Here is a 13471-nt window from a genome sequence, read left to right as displayed (position 1 = left end):
GCTTCGGCGGGGTGTTCTGTTATGGGGGCTACGCTTTGTTGAGTTGCGGCGCAGGCGAGGCTGAGGCCGCATTGCCCTTTCGGCGAACACCGCGTTTTTCGCTCAGCGAACTGCTTGGCGCAGGTTCCGCACGCAGTGCTGCCTGGCGCAGTTCACCCCCTGCACACGGCAGGCGAACAGCGGGATCAGGCATGCCACTGGGAGACAGTTCATGAGTCATTTCAAACTCGGCGCGCACCGACCAACCGCATGCCTCGGTCGTGCATTGCAGGTAGGCCACACGCAAGAAGATATGCCGCCCCTCACTGGTACGAATGCGCATACGGCTTTTGCAATGAGGGCACACCAATTTGTAAGTGCTCACGACCGCCTCCCGCTGAAGCACATCAGCAATTGAAAAAACTCCACGCTTTTCTCAGTAAAAAACCTCATCATCCGGTACAAATTCATACATTCCATACTGTGACGTAAGCTCAAGTGGAAATGAAAAGAGTACTTTTTACTTTTTCTCCCGGAATTTGCCATAGGTCGATAACTTCCTTATGAGTTGCACTTAATGTTCCGAATAACGAGTACTCAAAACGAATATTATTTTGTCGAACATTATAAGACTATCGCAATGGATTACTCAAAATGAGTACAAATGGATTTGCTGCTGTACTGAGTCGGATGAAACTCATCACCGGCACAACAACGGATGCGGAATTGTCTTACGCGCTGAAGATCAGCCCGCAAACCTTGAGCACCTGGAAAGGACGCAACAGCACGCCCTACTCGTTATGCATAGACCTTGCCGTGCACTACAACGTGTCGCTGGACTGGCTGTTGCTTGGCAATGGCCCACAGCGCTGGCTTACTCGTAACCCCGACGCAACTGCCACGAACGAACAGGCAGAGGACTGGGAAACTCAACTGATCGATCAACTGCGCACATTGGGCCCACTGGATCGACAAGCGATTGCAATTGCAGTCAAAGAAAAACAACACATTCGTCAGCTGGAGCGTCAGGTCGAGGCGTTGAGCAAACAATTGCACATTACCCCCTGACCGCTGACAACTTCATGAACCGTTACGCAGCCGCTGAAGAATATCGCGCAGGTCCGCGGTATCCAGCCAGATCATGACCTTGATGCTGATCGGAATCACCACCACTGCAGCAATGAATGCCGCGACACCATTTGACAAAAAGGGCGCCAGTTGCACCACCAGCGGCGTGAACAGATACCCGACACCTGCCGAGAGAAAAAGCGTTCCAATTCGTTGCCAGGCCTTGAGTAAGCTTCGCGTACTGGTGACCAGCCAGGCACCCAGCAATGCGCCGAACACTATATCCCCCTCAACCGTCGGTACGGATGTGGCGAGCCCCAAACCAACGAGCAGGCTTAGTAAACTGGTACTGGTTGGCTCACTCATCGACCTGTCTCCCCGCTAAACCGCGAAGGCGCTCGATAACCCGCACGTTGTACTGCAACGCTTTGATCGCATACGCCTCAACCGCATGTACGTAGCAACAAGACAATGGGCCATGCGCCTTCATGTCCTGCAATCGCTTGTAGCCACGTGCCCTGAGCACGCGGCGCCATTGCGCGAATTCACCGCCGGCCTTGCGCACCGCTATCTGCGCGGCGACTTCCAGTCGCGCATCACTGACGGAAGGGGGAAGCAGCAGCTGCCGACGTAACCTCAGCAGACTGATACTGGGCCAGAACGGGTCATCGCTCACCAATAGGTCGCGTCGACGGATCGGCTCAGTTGTATCGTTTTTACTTGGCATGAAACGCTCCTCACGTTCATTAGTACCGCTCCAGGTCACAGGTGCTGTAGCATTCCGTAGCGCAAGGCCTTGACCACCGCAGCGACACGGTTGCTCACGTTGAACTTGCGCAGGATGTTGCTGATATGGAAGTTCACCGTGGACTCCTTGCAACCAAGGATCCTCCCGATCTCCCACGAGCTTTTGGCGTAGGCGCACCACAGCAGTACCTCTTGTTCGCGTGAAGTGAGTTTGATGGGCGCCTTGGTGCCATCGGCATACGCCTCAGATGGGCAGGTAGCAGCAGGGGTCAATGTCATGGTTGATCTCCAGAAGTTCTCCGGCGGAGTTTTCCCGCTCGGGAGTTGCTTCCACGATACGAACAGCGACTGCGACGCCGCCAGCCAAGTGACTTGTACGGCGCCATACCACAATTCAACGCGATAACGGCTAACGCGGTTTTTAGCGCCCTGGCGCGTGCTTTACCCCGCCCTTGCGGCGTCTGACCCTCTATCTCTGCAGTCCCTTTGTCGTTGGAGTCCCGCGATGCGCCCCGCTTTACTCTTCCCCTCCTCCCTTGGCCTCCTCGGGTTGTTCGTTCCCGTGAGCCAGGCACAAACGGTTGCGCCGCTGGAGCTGGGCCAGGTGCTGATCGAAGACCGCCAGCAAAGTGAAGTGGAAACTGCCCAGGAGCGCCTGCATCAGGTACCGGGCGCCACCAACCTGGTGGACATGCAGCGGGTAGAACAAGGTCGGGTGGCCACCAATCAGGACGTCCTCGCCTACCAGCCAGGCGTATTTGCCCAATCGGCGGGCAACGACGGCATCAAGTTGTCGATCAGGGGCTCGGGTATCAACCGCGCACCCGGTGCGCATGGTTCGGGTGTCTATACGATGTTCGACGGCCTGCCGCTGACCGGTCCCGGCGGTACGCCCTACGAGCTATTCGAACCCTTGTGGCTGAGCCGCGCGGAAGTACTGCGCGGCGCCAATGGTTTCGACAGAGGAGCGCTGGCCCTGGGCGGCGCCATCGATTACATCACCCACACCGGCTACGATGCGGCGCCCTTGCAGGTTCGCTATGAGCTCGGCAGCCGCGGTTACGCCAAGCGCCAGATCAGTTCGGGCCAGGTGCTGGGGGATCTGGACTACTACGTGGCACTGACCGACTCCGAGTATGACGGTTACCAGGACCACAGCAGCGGCAGCAGCAAGGGCATCGCGGCCAATGTCGGTTACCGTTTCAACCCGAACCTGGAGACCCGTTTCTATCTGCGGTATCGGGAAACCGAGAATGACCTGGCCGGGCGTCTGACCAAGGATCAGATCAAGCACCACCCACGCGACGCCAACCCCGCCTACCTGGCCCGCGATGACAGCCGCCCGCAACCGGGCAGCACCTGGGTGGGCAACAAGACCACGTTCTACCTCGACGACGATTCACGCCTGGAAACCGGGCTGGTTTATCACGACTACCCGATGGACCTGCGCGAAGGCCCGATGCGCCTCAAGGTTGCCTATTCTGACGTCAGCGGGACACTGAATTATTTCCGCACAGACACCCTGCTCGGGCACGAAACCAAGACGACGGTGGGCTGGCGGACCACCAAGCACCTGCCCAACAGCGGCGCTTCGCAGTTTGAACGCAAAGACGACATCACCGGTGCCCGCACCCGGGACTTCAGCTACCAGGGCTCGGACACCGTGCTGCACGTAGGCAACGACCTCGAGCTGGTACCAGACCTGTGGCTGACCAGCGGCCTGGCAATGATCTATACCCGCCGCGAAAGCGACGTGAGCTATCCGGCCAATGGCGGCAAGGTCAGCCAGCACGACTGGGACTACGCCCCGCGCCTGGGCCTGCGCTACGACATCAGCCCTCAGCTGCAGGTCTATGGCAACCTCAGCCGCTCGGTAGAGCCGCCGCACCCCTGGTCGCTGATCTGGAGCTCGACCAGTTTCACCCAGCCGATCGAAATGCAGAACCAGACTGCCACCACCCTGGAGTTGGGCGCACGCGGTGAATCCTCCATCGGCCGCTGGGACCTGGCCTGGTACTACTCGGACGTGCGCCATGAGCTGCTGGCCGTGGAGATCGTACAGGGACTGCCGGCCAAGGAATTCAACGCCAGCCCCACGGTGCACCAAGGTATCGAAGCGGGGCTGGACAGCTTGCTCTGGGAAGACGCGGGTGTGGGCAAACTGTCCCTGCGCCAGGCCTACACCTTCAGCGACTTCCACTACCGCGACGACGATACCTTCGGCGACAACCGTCTGCCGGGCATCCCGATGCACTACTACCAGGCCGAGCTGCGCTTCGATTTGCCGAGTGGCCTTTACGCCGGAATCAACACGCAGATGGCGTCCAAAGTCCAGGTTGACTACGCCAATAGCTACCCGACCGACGCCTACGCCCTGCTTGGGGCAACGCTGGGCTACAACTCGGCAAAACAGGACTGGCAGACCTGGCTCGACCTGCGCAACCTGACCAACAAACGCTATGCCGCCACGGTCACGCCAGGCTACAACGATAACGGCAAGGATGTAGCCCACTCGACACCTGGCGAAGGTTTCGGGGTGTATGCCGGGGTGTCCTACAGTTTCCGTTAACCGGGCAACTGCACCTGGGGTTTGGTGGACACGAAGATCGCCCAGCTGGACATGAACAGCGCGGCGATCAACGGCCCGATGACGAAGCCGTTCAAACCGAACACCGCCAGCCCCCCCAGTGTCGAGATCAGAATCAGATAGTCGGGCATTTTTGTGTCCTTGCCCACCAGGATCGGGCGCAGCAGGTTGTCCACCAGACCGATGACCAATACGCCGAACGCAGTCAGCACTATCCCCTGCCAGAAGGCTCCGGCCAACAGGAAGTAGGCCGCTACCGGCGCCCAGACGATGCCGGCGCCCACGGCCGGGAGTAACGAAAGAAACGCCATCAGGACGCCCCACACCAGCGCACTGGGAATGTCGAGTACCCAGAAGATGATCCCGCCCAGTGTGCCCTGGGTCACGGCCACCACCAGGTTGCCCTTGACCGTGGCGCGCACCACCCGGTTGAACTTCAATTGCAGGCGACGTTTCTGGTGCTCGGCCAGCGGTACTGCCGCGCGCACCTTGCGGGCAAGCTCGGCACCGTCGCGCAGAAAGAAGAACAGCAGATAGAGCATGATGCCGAAGCTCACCACAAACTCGAACGTGCCCTGGCCGAAGCTGAACACCTGAGTCGCAACGAACTGGCTGCCCTGCATCAGGCCCTTGGCGATTTTGTCACGCAGGCCTTCCAGATCGCTCATGCCCATCCGTTCCAGGCCCGTCTGTGCAAAGGCCGGAAGCAGGTCCTTGAAGCGCTCCAGGTAGCTGGCAATGTCCAGATGACCGCTTTCGATGTTGCTGTACAGCGCCGCGCCTTCCTGCACCAGCAAGGTGCTGATGACAATCACCGGAAAGATGGCAATCACCAGGCACACCAGCAGGGTTGCCCCGGCTGCCAGGTTGCGCCGCCAGCCCAGGCGCAACAACAAGCGCCGCTGCAGTGGAGCAAACACGATCCCGAGGATCACCGCCCAGAACACGGCGCCATAGAACGGCAGCAGAATCCAGATGAAGGCAATGGTCACCAGGGCCAGTAACAGGATCAAGGCTTTGTGCTGCAGGGCGGTTTCGTTCATGTGTGCACCGATGTCGTTGTCAACATTAGTGCGCAGCACAGGGGAAAAAGTGCCGCCGACACAGCACATTCCCCTGCGGCAGCATTTACCCCGCGTGCCAGTTCGCCCTGGCTTGCCCCATGGCCAGGTCACTTTCCCAACAAAATTGCGCGACCAGCTCAATCTGCACATGGCGCTGACCGTCATTGTTCTCGGCCGCATCCTGGAGACTTTCGGGGGCCTGCGCGCTGGCTGCGTCTTCCCAGGCGCACTGAGCGAGTGAGGGTTTCCAGGTAAACGGGCTGGGCACGTTGTGATTGGCAAAGGAGAACGTGCAGTTGCTCACGGCACTCAAGCGTTGCCCCTTCAGGTTCCACTGGTAAGTGGTGTCCATGGGGATACGTTCAGTGAGGAGGTACTGCATTTGAAAGGCCGGACCGGTTGGCCTGGCGATTGTGACGGACCAGGTGCCGTGCGATAGAGTCAAGGTCATTGAGGTTCCTTAATGCGGGCTCAGCCCGCTGCTGTCTACGTTGCACCCGCTCTTGCCGGGTAGCACATCAAGAATGCGGACCTCCTTGCCCTCCACTTCGATCAAGCCGTCGTCCTGAAGACGGGTGAGTACCCGGGAGACCGTTTCCGAGGCCAGGCCCAGGTAATTGCCAATCTCGTTGCGTGAAATGCTCAGGTTCAACTCATTGGCCGCATAACCCAGGCTGCGAAAGCGTGCCGACAGGTTGACCAGCAAGCTGATGACCCGCGTATCAGCCGCCTTGTTCGAGAGCAACCGGGTCATTTGCTGGGTATTGCGAATTTCACGGCTCATTGTCCGCATGAGGTGCCGGCGCACTTGCGGCAAGCGTATCAAGCGCTCATCGAGCGGGGCGAAAGGCAACTCGCAGACATCGGTAACTTCCAGTGCCTGGACCGTGACCAGATAGGTGTCAGAATCCATGCCCGACAGGCCGATCAGCTCACCTGGAAAATGCAGGGCGATGATCTTTTCCTGACCGTTTGCACTCAGGCTTACGGACTTCAACACGCCGGAACGAATCGAATAAATAGCGCTGAAACTGTCGCCCTGGCGAAACAGGAACTCCCCTTTTTTCAGCAAGCGGGTGTGTTTGACCAGGCCATCGAGTATGTCGACTTCTTCGTGACTCACTGAACCGGGCAAGCAGACCGGCGCCAGTCGGCAGGTCTTGCATTGCGTCTGGCGGTGAGCGTGCAACCTAACGGGCTCCGACATTTATCAGGTCCTTATGGAATAACACCCATGTGCCTGAACCAGTCTCAATCAGGCGCGCTTTAACAACCCGTTCAGTGTCCCGCGCACCACCTTGAAACACCCCTCAACAATCGTCATTTCATATCAAAGCATTGATTTTATTGAATAAATAATAATCTCATAACCACCAGCAACCCACGCAAAAGCCGGCAGCAGAGCGCGTGAAGTTGATGCAGATCAACAAGCCCGCCGTGCAGTGTCGATAGCATCCGCGCCTTTAGCCGCGACCCGAACATGACCCCGCTTGCCAAACCTGAATTACTCGCCCCAGCCGGCACCCTGAAGAACATGCGTTACGCCTTCGCCTATGGCGCCGACGCCGTTTATGCAGGGCAACCACGCTACAGCCTGCGGGTGCGCAACAACGAATTCGACCACGCCAATCTCGCGCTGGGGATCAAGGAAGCCCAAAGCCAGGGCAAACGTTTCTACGTGGTGGTCAACATCGCCCCGCACAACGCCAAGCTCAAGACCTTCCTCAAAGACCTCGCCCCCGTCATCGAGATGGCGCCGGATGCCCTGATCATGTCGGACCCGGGTTTGATCATGCTGGTGCGCCAGCACTTCCCGCAGATGCCCATTCACCTCTCCGTCCAGGCCAATACCGTGAACTGGGCGAGCGTCGAATTCTGGCGCAGCCAGGGGCTGACACGGGTGATCCTGTCACGCGAGCTGTCGCTGGAAGAGATCGAAGAAATTCGCCAGCAAGTGCCGGCGATGGAACTCGAGGTTTTCGTGCATGGTGCGTTGTGCATGGCCTATTCCGGTCGCTGCCTGCTGTCGGGCTACCTCAACCGTCGCGATGCCAACCAGGGCAGTTGCACCAATGCCTGCCGCTGGAAGTACAGCGCCACACCGGCCACTGAAGACGCCAGCGGCGACATCGTGCGTGAAGTGCAGCCCACCCTGGGCATCGGCGCACCCACCGACCAGGTGTTCCTGCTGCAGGAAAGCAATCGCCCCGATGAAGACATGCCGGCCTTCGAGGATGAACACGGCACCTACATCATGAACGCCAAAGACCTGCGCGCCGTCCAGCATGTCGAACGGCTGACCCGCATAGGCGTACACTCGCTGAAGATCGAAGGCCGGACCAAGTCGCACTTCTACTGCGCGCGCACCACCCAGGCCTATCGCCAGGCCATCGACGATGCCGTGGCTGGCCGTGAGTTCGACCGCAGCCTGATGCTCAACCTGGAGTCACTGGCCCAACGCGGTTACACCGAAGGCTTCCTGCGACGGCATGTGCATGACGAGTATCAGAATTATCAACGTGGCAATTCTGTGTCCGATCGTCAGCAGTTTGTCGGTGAACTCACAGGCAAGCGTGTCGACGGACTGGCTGAAGTGCGGGTGAAAAATCGCTTTGCCCTGGGCGATCACCTGGAGCTGATGACGCCGCGCGGTAACTACCACTTCGACCTGCACCAGTTGCGCGACCGTCAGGGTGCGGCCATCGAAGTGGCGCCCGGTGATGGGCATACGGTCTATCTGCCCATCCCTGAGCAGGTCGACCTGGCGTTCGGGCTGTTGCTCAGAGAACTGATTGCCTGACTGTTCGGGGCCGGTCTGCAGCAGGCCCCTTGTATCATCGTGCCGCGTCAGCCACTGATGCGGCCTCGCGAATCACCTGCACACGGTACTGCGGGTCCGCCTTGATTTGCGCCTCGGTGAAGGGCATCAGGTGCCATTGCTTGGCCGAAAACGCCCGCGTCTGGTCACCGCCATGCGGCGACTGCGCCTCACTGGACTGCGAGAACGCCAGCAGGCCCCGGGCTTGCGGCCCGTTGGCCTCGAAGGTCACCACTTGCAGGTAGCTGGTGCCGCTGACCACTTGTCGTTTGCCGGCCCCACTCGGCACGCTCTGGATGGCGTTGTAAACGCCAAGGCTCGCCGGCCCGCCATGGATGGGCGTGCCGTCCGACGCTTGCTGGATCTGCTCCCAGCGTACGTCGTCCGCCAGCCCGGCCTGCTTCACCGCCGCCAGCGAAGCCTGCGCCGCCAGGTTCAATGCCTCGGCCACTTCGGGGCGTTCGACCGCCAGCCCGCGTGGGGTGTGCTGCGGATCGGCCGGATCAAAGCCAACACGCCAGATATCGCTGCGCTTGAGCAGGCTCTGCAAAATGTTCTGGAAATGCACCCAGCCGATGCCGCTGTCCAGGTCGGCACGCAGGTTCCAGGCCTTGAGGCTGGTGCAGAGCCCGGCCAATGTCGTGTCGTGCGGCTGAATACCACACCATTGCAACACATCGGGCATCAGCAGTTCGGCCAGGTAGACCTGATTGCCCATCACCATTTGCTGCAGATCGGCGCCTGTCAGTTTGTCATTGCCAGCAAGACGCTGCAGCGCATAGCGGCTGCGCGCACCCAGTGGCTGGTCCTCACGACTGATCAGGGGCGAGAAGCCGCGCAGGGGCTGCGCCGGGTTCACCATCCACGCCGAGTCGTTGGCGTGTTGAATGAAATCCTTACGGCTCAGGCTAGGTTGCAACTGTGTCGGGAAGATCCCCGGCTGTGCCGCACGGGCATCCACTTTCCAGTTACAGGCGCTGCGCGAGCCGTCGAGAACCACCATCTCCTGCCCGGCAGCCGGGTCACCGCATCGGGCGAGCATCGAGGCATCCACGTAGGGCACAACCGACTGGTTCAAGTACAGGGTTTGCCCTTGCGCATCGACGGCCAGGGTGTTGACCCAGGGAATACCCTGCAGGCGCTGAACCGAATCCTGCATGGCCTTCAGGCTGTCAGCCTGATTCATGCTGTACCACTGCTGCAGCACGCGGGTGTTGGCCAGGTTGGCATCGCGCAGGCTGAAGGCATGCTGCCTGTTCCAGTCCAGGCGTCCTGGCCATTGCACCACGGGCCCGAATACCGAGCTGTACACTTCGCGGGTAACCGGCTTGAGCGTGCCATCCTCCCCTTTGACGGTCACTGTCAGTTGCTGGCGGGTCAACGGTACAGATTTGCCATCAAGCAGGTAGCGCGCCGGATCCTTTGGGTCGAGTTCAAGCCGGTAAAGGGTGAAATGCCTGGAGGTATCCACGGTATGCGTCCAGGCCAGGTGGCGGTTGAACCCGATATTGATCAACGGCAACCCCGGCAACGCCGCGCCCATCACATCCAGCTTGCCCGGTATGGTCAGTTGCATCTGGTAAAAACGCATGCCGCCTGACCAAGGGAAGTGCGGGTTTGCCAGCAACATGCCACGCCCGCTGGCCGAACGCTCACGGCCAACGGCGACTGCATTGCTGCCGCGTTCAAGGGAAAAATTGTCCTGCTGTGCCTGGGCCACGCTCATGTCGAACTCAAGCCCGGCAACGGCTGTGGGCGGCGCGGCCGCCGCCAGCGCCTCGGCAAACTGCCCTACTCCCCCCTCAACCAACAGGCGTCGTGTCAGCTTGACCAGATCCAGCGCTGTGATCGGCCGCAACCACGGCGCTTGCAGGCACTGTGCGCCTTGCCCTTGGGCCACGCGCTCGGCCCGTGCGCGGTTGTATCCCTTGGCATAGCCATCAAGCAAGGCCCGCACCGGTGCGGGCTGCGCCTGCCAGAAACCGAACACCTCGGCGGGCGTATTGAGCCAGCTGAAAAACAGATCGCTGGCGATATTCTTGCGCTGCTCGAGCGTGAGCTGATCGGGGCCAAAGTACCGCGACCGTTCGGCATTGACGGTAACCACTTCGTTGGCCAGCAGGCACAGGTTGTCCTGGCCGTAGGCGTAGCCGATGCCATAGCCCAGCCCTTGCTCGTCGCGGGCGAGGATGTGCGGAACACCAAAACTGGTACGACGGATTTCGGCACTGGCATCGCCAGGTGCAACACGGCCCTGGGCGCTACCGCTCAGGCCAATGAGCAGTCCAGCCAGACAGACGCTCGCCAACGGACGGGGTGAGATCACGGGTACTCCTGCTCTGATCAGGGAACGGTTGATCCTGATTGAACGAAACCCGGGGAATAAATTTACGGAATATGCCGTTGCAATACGTCTTTACCTGAGTGGCGCAATTTTTTTTCGCCAGGTACTGCAGTTTTGCCCTGCTCATTCGTCTTATAGGGTACAGGCGTGAATAAATCGGTATCTGGACTGACCACGAAAGGGAGTGTTCACATGTTTAACCAGCAACACACGGCGATCATCGACAGGCCCGTGCGCAAGGCTCAGCCGGCACCGGCAGCTAAAAGCGATGCCGCCGACAGCGAGCGTCCAGGTAACGAGCACATTCGCGAACTACTCAAATCGTATGGGCTGCGCACCAGCCTGATACGCCTGAAAGTCATCGATGCCCTGCATACGGCCGACAAGAACGGCCGCACCATCGGCGTGCGTGGCGTCCATAGCCAGCTTGAACAGCTGGATATTCCGCTGTCGTTCCTGAGCGTTCGCGAAGTGCTCAAGCGCTTGTGCGCCGAAGGTGTGATCAGCCTGGGCAGCGACAAATGCTACAGCCTCAACCCCGAGGCCCGCAGCATCCTCGCGCACGCCTGCCCACGCTAGGCAGCAGGCCGGTACATGCCGGCCGTGCAGAGGGTCTCAGACCTTGACCTTGCGACGCATGATGCCGTTGACCACCACAACAACGATGGCGACGCCAATTGCGACGTACTGGAACACTTGCTCAGTGATAATGCCCTGCTTTTGCAGGTAAGACAGGCCGAGCATGATCCCCAGCACCAGCAGGGAGATCAGAATGGAATATTTCAGGCGTTGACCTTGAGTCATTGATAGTTCCTTGCAACATCGGGGAAAGGGCCACAACAGCCCGGGCGTATCATACAACGCTGCTTTGCCGCGGGCGGACAATTTCCTCCTTTTGCAGCCCCCTGCCTCCTGAAACCATGGCGTCCCGGGTGATCCCCCCGACGAAAGGACCCACGCCATGTTCATCTTACGCATCGTTAGCTGCATCACCTTGATGGTCGCCTTGCAGGCCCAGGCGCTTCCCACCACCACACTGTCTCCAGAGCAACACCTGGCCCTGGGCAGGCAACTCGCCGAACATGCAGGGGCCAGCCAATGGCAACAGCTCTGGCAACGTTCACGGCAAGCCGGGCACCTGCTTGAGAATCCAGATGTTCCCTATTTCAGCCTTGCTCCCCCGCAACTGATCGATTCGCTGCGACTGACTTTGTCACAACCCGACCAGACACAACCGCACAATCAGACACAGGCAATGTATCGCCGGGATTTTTCACCCCAGACCGTGGGCAAGCAGGGCAATACCTCCTACACGGCCATCTGCCTCTGGGTTGACTGGCGCACGCTGCCAGAACATGCGGTGAACCGGCCCACCCCCTGGCTCGGACAAATCAGCTTGCTGCTGACCCGCCCTTGCCAATGAACATGGGTGGCCAAACCTGGCCACCTTCACCCTTGCACCCTGCACACAAAATCAACGAGTTACGTCGAATCTTCCCTAATAGTCCTATCTGCTTGACGCGCACTGCCTACATACCGAGTGCCCGATGCCCACCGCCCGTGCCGCGCTTGCTGCCTGTCGGAACCGTTCTGAATATTCAACCATGACGTTGTCAAGCCAACACCTACAAGGATGTCTTCATGGAACTGCATGAGCTCGACCGTATCGATATTCATCAACTGCCTCATTCACTGCAGATGCTGATCGAATGCCTGGGTATTGAGAACGCCTACCACCTGACCTGCGCCTTTGGCGGACGCCCCAAGTACATTCCCAAACACCGTGAACGTACCGCCCTCGCCAACGTACTTCCGCCAGCGGCCCTGGACGCACTGATCAAGCGCTTCGCCGGCATGGCCCTTGAGATCCCCAAGGCCGATCATTTTCTGCGTCAGCTGCGCAATCAGCAAATACAGCAGGAAAGTGCCGAAGGCCTGTCGCGCAGCATGCTCGCCGACAAGTACGGATTGAGCCTGCGCCAGATCGGCAATATCCGCCGGCAGGAGTCGTGCGCTCGCGCCGGCCTCATCTGATCCGGACAACGCGACGTCAATTTCACCACCCGCACAATGACGTGCACTCAACACAAGGGACTACTCCATGACCATCGATACCAGCCTGATTGGCTCTGTAATGAATGCGCTGCCACTGGACCGGATGATCTCCGGCCCCCTGCAGGCGATGATTCAAGCGCAAGTCACCGCGAGCAAGTCCTATGCCGACTTCCTGATGGGGGTTTGCATCCAGGACGGTAAAGCTGTTGCCATCCAGTTCGACTACGACGAAACCCTCACTGATGAGCAAGGCGTCTACAAGGGTACGGTCGCCAAGAAGATGCAGATTCCTCTGCTGGCAGCCATTGCCCACCCCAACATCGTTATTGAAGAAGGCACCATCGAATTCGAGCTGACCATCAGCCAGCAAGCCGAAAGCACCAGCGAAACAGGGGGTGAAGCGAGCTTCGGCGCCTCGCTGGGCTGGGGGGCGTTCAAGCTGGATATCAAAGGCCAGGTCAGCCACAAGTCCAGTCAGACCCGCAAGACCGACACGCGCGCAAGGTACGCGTTCAACACCAAGGTACGTCGTCAGGATCCACCGGAAGCCTTGATGCGCGTCATCGACTTCCTGACCGACGCAGCCACCAAACCGGTCATGATGAGTGATACCACCACGCAGAACATTGACGCACTGCCGCCGTCGGTCTTGCCGATGCCCGACGAAGCGGACAGTAGCGCCAACACCCCATAACTTTCGCCCGCTGCTTCAACACGCCTCACTGCCAGACACCCGGCCTCTCGCGCATGAGAGGCCCTTGGCTCGCCCCCTAAGGAGCAGGAACCCTTGGATCATCCCGCCGCGAACA

At 59.6% G+C, this 13471-nt stretch carries 16 protein-coding genes; 7 read left to right on the top strand and 9 right to left on the bottom strand.

Annotated elements, in window-relative coordinates; all coding sequences use genetic code 11:
• Positions 1–28: 28 nt before the first annotated feature.
• Complete coding sequence (locus tag I5S59_RS26440) at positions 29–364, bottom strand: ogr/Delta-like zinc finger family protein (RefSeq protein ID WP_197876625.1); 336 nt, start codon at positions 362–364, stop codon at positions 29–31.
• A 269-nt stretch (positions 365–633) separates the two neighbouring features.
• Here I5S59_RS26440 and I5S59_RS10965 point away from each other — a divergent pair, with 269 nt between their 5' ends.
• Positions 634–1047 (top strand): helix-turn-helix domain-containing protein, encoded by a 414-nt coding sequence (locus I5S59_RS10965; protein WP_197876624.1) that lies wholly within the window; start codon positions 634–636, stop codon positions 1045–1047.
• Between the two features lie 12 nt (positions 1048–1059).
• Here the strand turns inward: I5S59_RS10965 and I5S59_RS10960 are convergent, their stop codons facing one another.
• Genes I5S59_RS10960 through I5S59_RS10950 form a run of 3 tightly spaced genes read right to left on the bottom strand, consistent with a single transcriptional unit; the run spans position 1060 to position 2073 of the window.
• A complete protein-coding gene (locus I5S59_RS10960; protein ID WP_197876623.1) occupies positions 1060–1413 on the bottom strand; it encodes a putative holin in 354 nt (117 codons plus the stop codon).
• Positions 1406–1774: a head completion/stabilization protein gene (locus tag I5S59_RS10955; protein ID WP_197876622.1), complete on the bottom strand. Its 369-nt coding sequence runs from the start codon at positions 1772–1774 to the stop codon at positions 1406–1408. Before I5S59_RS10955 ends, I5S59_RS10960 begins: the two co-directional genes overlap by 8 nt.
• A 35-nt stretch (positions 1775–1809) precedes the next feature.
• On the bottom strand, positions 1810–2073 hold the full coding sequence (locus tag I5S59_RS10950) for a helix-turn-helix domain-containing protein (protein ID WP_197876621.1): 264 nt from the start codon (positions 2071–2073) through the stop codon (positions 1810–1812).
• A 226-nt stretch (positions 2074–2299) separates the two neighbouring features.
• On the opposite strand from I5S59_RS10950, the gene I5S59_RS10945 reads away from it, so the two are divergent.
• Positions 2300–4363, top strand: a complete 2064-nt coding sequence (locus tag I5S59_RS10945) for a TonB-dependent receptor family protein (RefSeq protein ID WP_197876620.1) — start codon at positions 2300–2302, stop codon at positions 4361–4363.
• Here the strand turns inward: I5S59_RS10945 and I5S59_RS10940 are convergent.
• The 3 genes from I5S59_RS10940 to I5S59_RS10930 all read right to left on the bottom strand — a co-directional run bounded on the left by I5S59_RS10940 (position 4360) and on the right by I5S59_RS10930 (position 6652).
• A complete protein-coding gene (locus I5S59_RS10940; protein ID WP_197876619.1) occupies positions 4360–5424 on the bottom strand; it encodes an AI-2E family transporter in 1065 nt (354 codons plus the stop codon). The two genes, I5S59_RS10945 and I5S59_RS10940, sit on opposite strands and share 4 nt — an antisense overlap.
• Before the next feature lie 85 nt (positions 5425–5509).
• Positions 5510–5896 (bottom strand): hypothetical protein, encoded by a 387-nt coding sequence (locus I5S59_RS10935; RefSeq protein WP_197876618.1) that lies wholly within the window; start codon positions 5894–5896, stop codon positions 5510–5512.
• 9 nt (positions 5897–5905) lie between these two features.
• Complete coding sequence (locus I5S59_RS10930) at positions 5906–6652, bottom strand: helix-turn-helix domain-containing protein (RefSeq protein ID WP_197876617.1); 747 nt, start codon at positions 6650–6652, stop codon at positions 5906–5908.
• A 273-nt stretch (positions 6653–6925) separates the two neighbouring features.
• Between I5S59_RS10930 and yegQ the strand changes: the two genes are divergently transcribed.
• Positions 6926–8245 carry a tRNA 5-hydroxyuridine modification protein YegQ gene (yegQ, locus tag I5S59_RS10925; protein ID WP_197876616.1) on the top strand — a complete coding sequence of 440 codons (1320 nt, stop codon included), beginning with the start codon at positions 6926–6928 and terminating at the stop codon, positions 8243–8245.
• 34 nt (positions 8246–8279) lie between these two features.
• Here the strand turns inward: yegQ and I5S59_RS10920 are convergent, their stop codons facing one another.
• Positions 8280–10589, bottom strand: a complete 2310-nt coding sequence (locus I5S59_RS10920; protein WP_197876615.1) for an acylase — start codon at positions 10587–10589, stop codon at positions 8280–8282.
• 210 nt (positions 10590–10799) lie between these two features.
• On the opposite strand from I5S59_RS10920, the gene I5S59_RS10915 reads away from it, so the two are divergent.
• Positions 10800–11186 (top strand): fe2+ zn2+ uptake regulation protein, encoded by a 387-nt coding sequence (locus I5S59_RS10915; RefSeq protein WP_197876614.1) that lies wholly within the window; start codon positions 10800–10802, stop codon positions 11184–11186.
• Between the two features lie 36 nt (positions 11187–11222).
• Here the strand turns inward: I5S59_RS10915 and I5S59_RS10910 are convergent, their stop codons facing one another.
• On the bottom strand, positions 11223–11411 hold the full coding sequence (locus tag I5S59_RS10910; protein ID WP_197876613.1) for a hypothetical protein: 189 nt from the start codon (positions 11409–11411) through the stop codon (positions 11223–11225).
• Between the two features lie 157 nt (positions 11412–11568).
• Here I5S59_RS10910 and I5S59_RS10905 point away from each other — a divergent pair, with 157 nt between their 5' ends.
• From I5S59_RS10905 to I5S59_RS10895, 3 genes are all read left to right on the top strand, one after another.
• Positions 11569–12030, top strand: coding sequence for a hypothetical protein (locus I5S59_RS10905; protein WP_232239693.1), 462 nt, complete (start codon positions 11569–11571; stop codon positions 12028–12030).
• A gap of 218 nt (positions 12031–12248) precedes the next feature.
• The gene (locus tag I5S59_RS10900; RefSeq protein ID WP_197876612.1) at positions 12249–12641 is read left to right on the top strand and encodes a Mor transcription activator family protein; all 393 of its coding nucleotides are present in this window, start codon (positions 12249–12251) and stop codon (positions 12639–12641) included.
• Between the two features lie 67 nt (positions 12642–12708).
• Complete coding sequence (locus tag I5S59_RS10895) at positions 12709–13356, top strand: DUF2589 domain-containing protein (protein ID WP_197876611.1); 648 nt, start codon at positions 12709–12711, stop codon at positions 13354–13356.
• Positions 13357–13471: the final 115 nt, after the last annotated feature.

Source organism: Pseudomonas alkylphenolica (genome assembly GCF_016009175.1).
In the GTDB taxonomy this organism is placed as follows: domain Bacteria; phylum Pseudomonadota; class Gammaproteobacteria; order Pseudomonadales; family Pseudomonadaceae; genus Aquipseudomonas; species Aquipseudomonas alkylphenolica_B.
This window is presented reverse-complemented; position numbering and strand designations above follow the sequence as displayed.

Excerpts from the sequence above, each read along its gene's own strand:
- I5S59_RS10935 (WP_197876618.1), bottom strand. The coding sequence starts at position 5,896 with ATGACCTTGACTCTATCGCACGGCACCTGGTCCGTCACAATCGCCAGG.
- I5S59_RS10895 (WP_197876611.1), top strand. The coding sequence starts at position 12,709 with ATGACCATCGATACCAGCCTGATTGGCTCTGTAATGAATGCGCTGCCA.
- I5S59_RS10950 (WP_197876621.1), bottom strand. The coding sequence starts at position 2,073 with ATGACATTGACCCCTGCTGCTACCTGCCCATCTGAGGCGTATGCCGAT.
- I5S59_RS10940 (WP_197876619.1), bottom strand. The coding sequence starts at position 5,424 with ATGAACGAAACCGCCCTGCAGCACAAAGCCTTGATCCTGTTACTGGCC.
- I5S59_RS10955 (WP_197876622.1), bottom strand. The coding sequence starts at position 1,774 with ATGCCAAGTAAAAACGATACAACTGAGCCGATCCGTCGACGCGACCTA.
- I5S59_RS10965 (WP_197876624.1), top strand. The coding sequence starts at position 634 with ATGAGTACAAATGGATTTGCTGCTGTACTGAGTCGGATGAAACTCATC.
- I5S59_RS10910 (WP_197876613.1), bottom strand. The coding sequence starts at position 11,411 with ATGACTCAAGGTCAACGCCTGAAATATTCCATTCTGATCTCCCTGCTG.
- I5S59_RS10900 (WP_197876612.1), top strand. The coding sequence starts at position 12,249 with ATGGAACTGCATGAGCTCGACCGTATCGATATTCATCAACTGCCTCAT.
- I5S59_RS10945 (WP_197876620.1), top strand. The coding sequence starts at position 2,300 with ATGCGCCCCGCTTTACTCTTCCCCTCCTCCCTTGGCCTCCTCGGGTTG.
- I5S59_RS10960 (WP_197876623.1), bottom strand. The coding sequence starts at position 1,413 with ATGAGTGAGCCAACCAGTACCAGTTTACTAAGCCTGCTCGTTGGTTTG.
- yegQ (WP_197876616.1), top strand. The coding sequence starts at position 6,926 with ATGACCCCGCTTGCCAAACCTGAATTACTCGCCCCAGCCGGCACCCTG.
- I5S59_RS10905 (WP_232239693.1), top strand. The coding sequence starts at position 11,569 with ATGTTCATCTTACGCATCGTTAGCTGCATCACCTTGATGGTCGCCTTG.
- I5S59_RS10930 (WP_197876617.1), bottom strand. The coding sequence starts at position 6,652 with ATGTCGGAGCCCGTTAGGTTGCACGCTCACCGCCAGACGCAATGCAAG.
- I5S59_RS10915 (WP_197876614.1), top strand. The coding sequence starts at position 10,800 with ATGTTTAACCAGCAACACACGGCGATCATCGACAGGCCCGTGCGCAAG.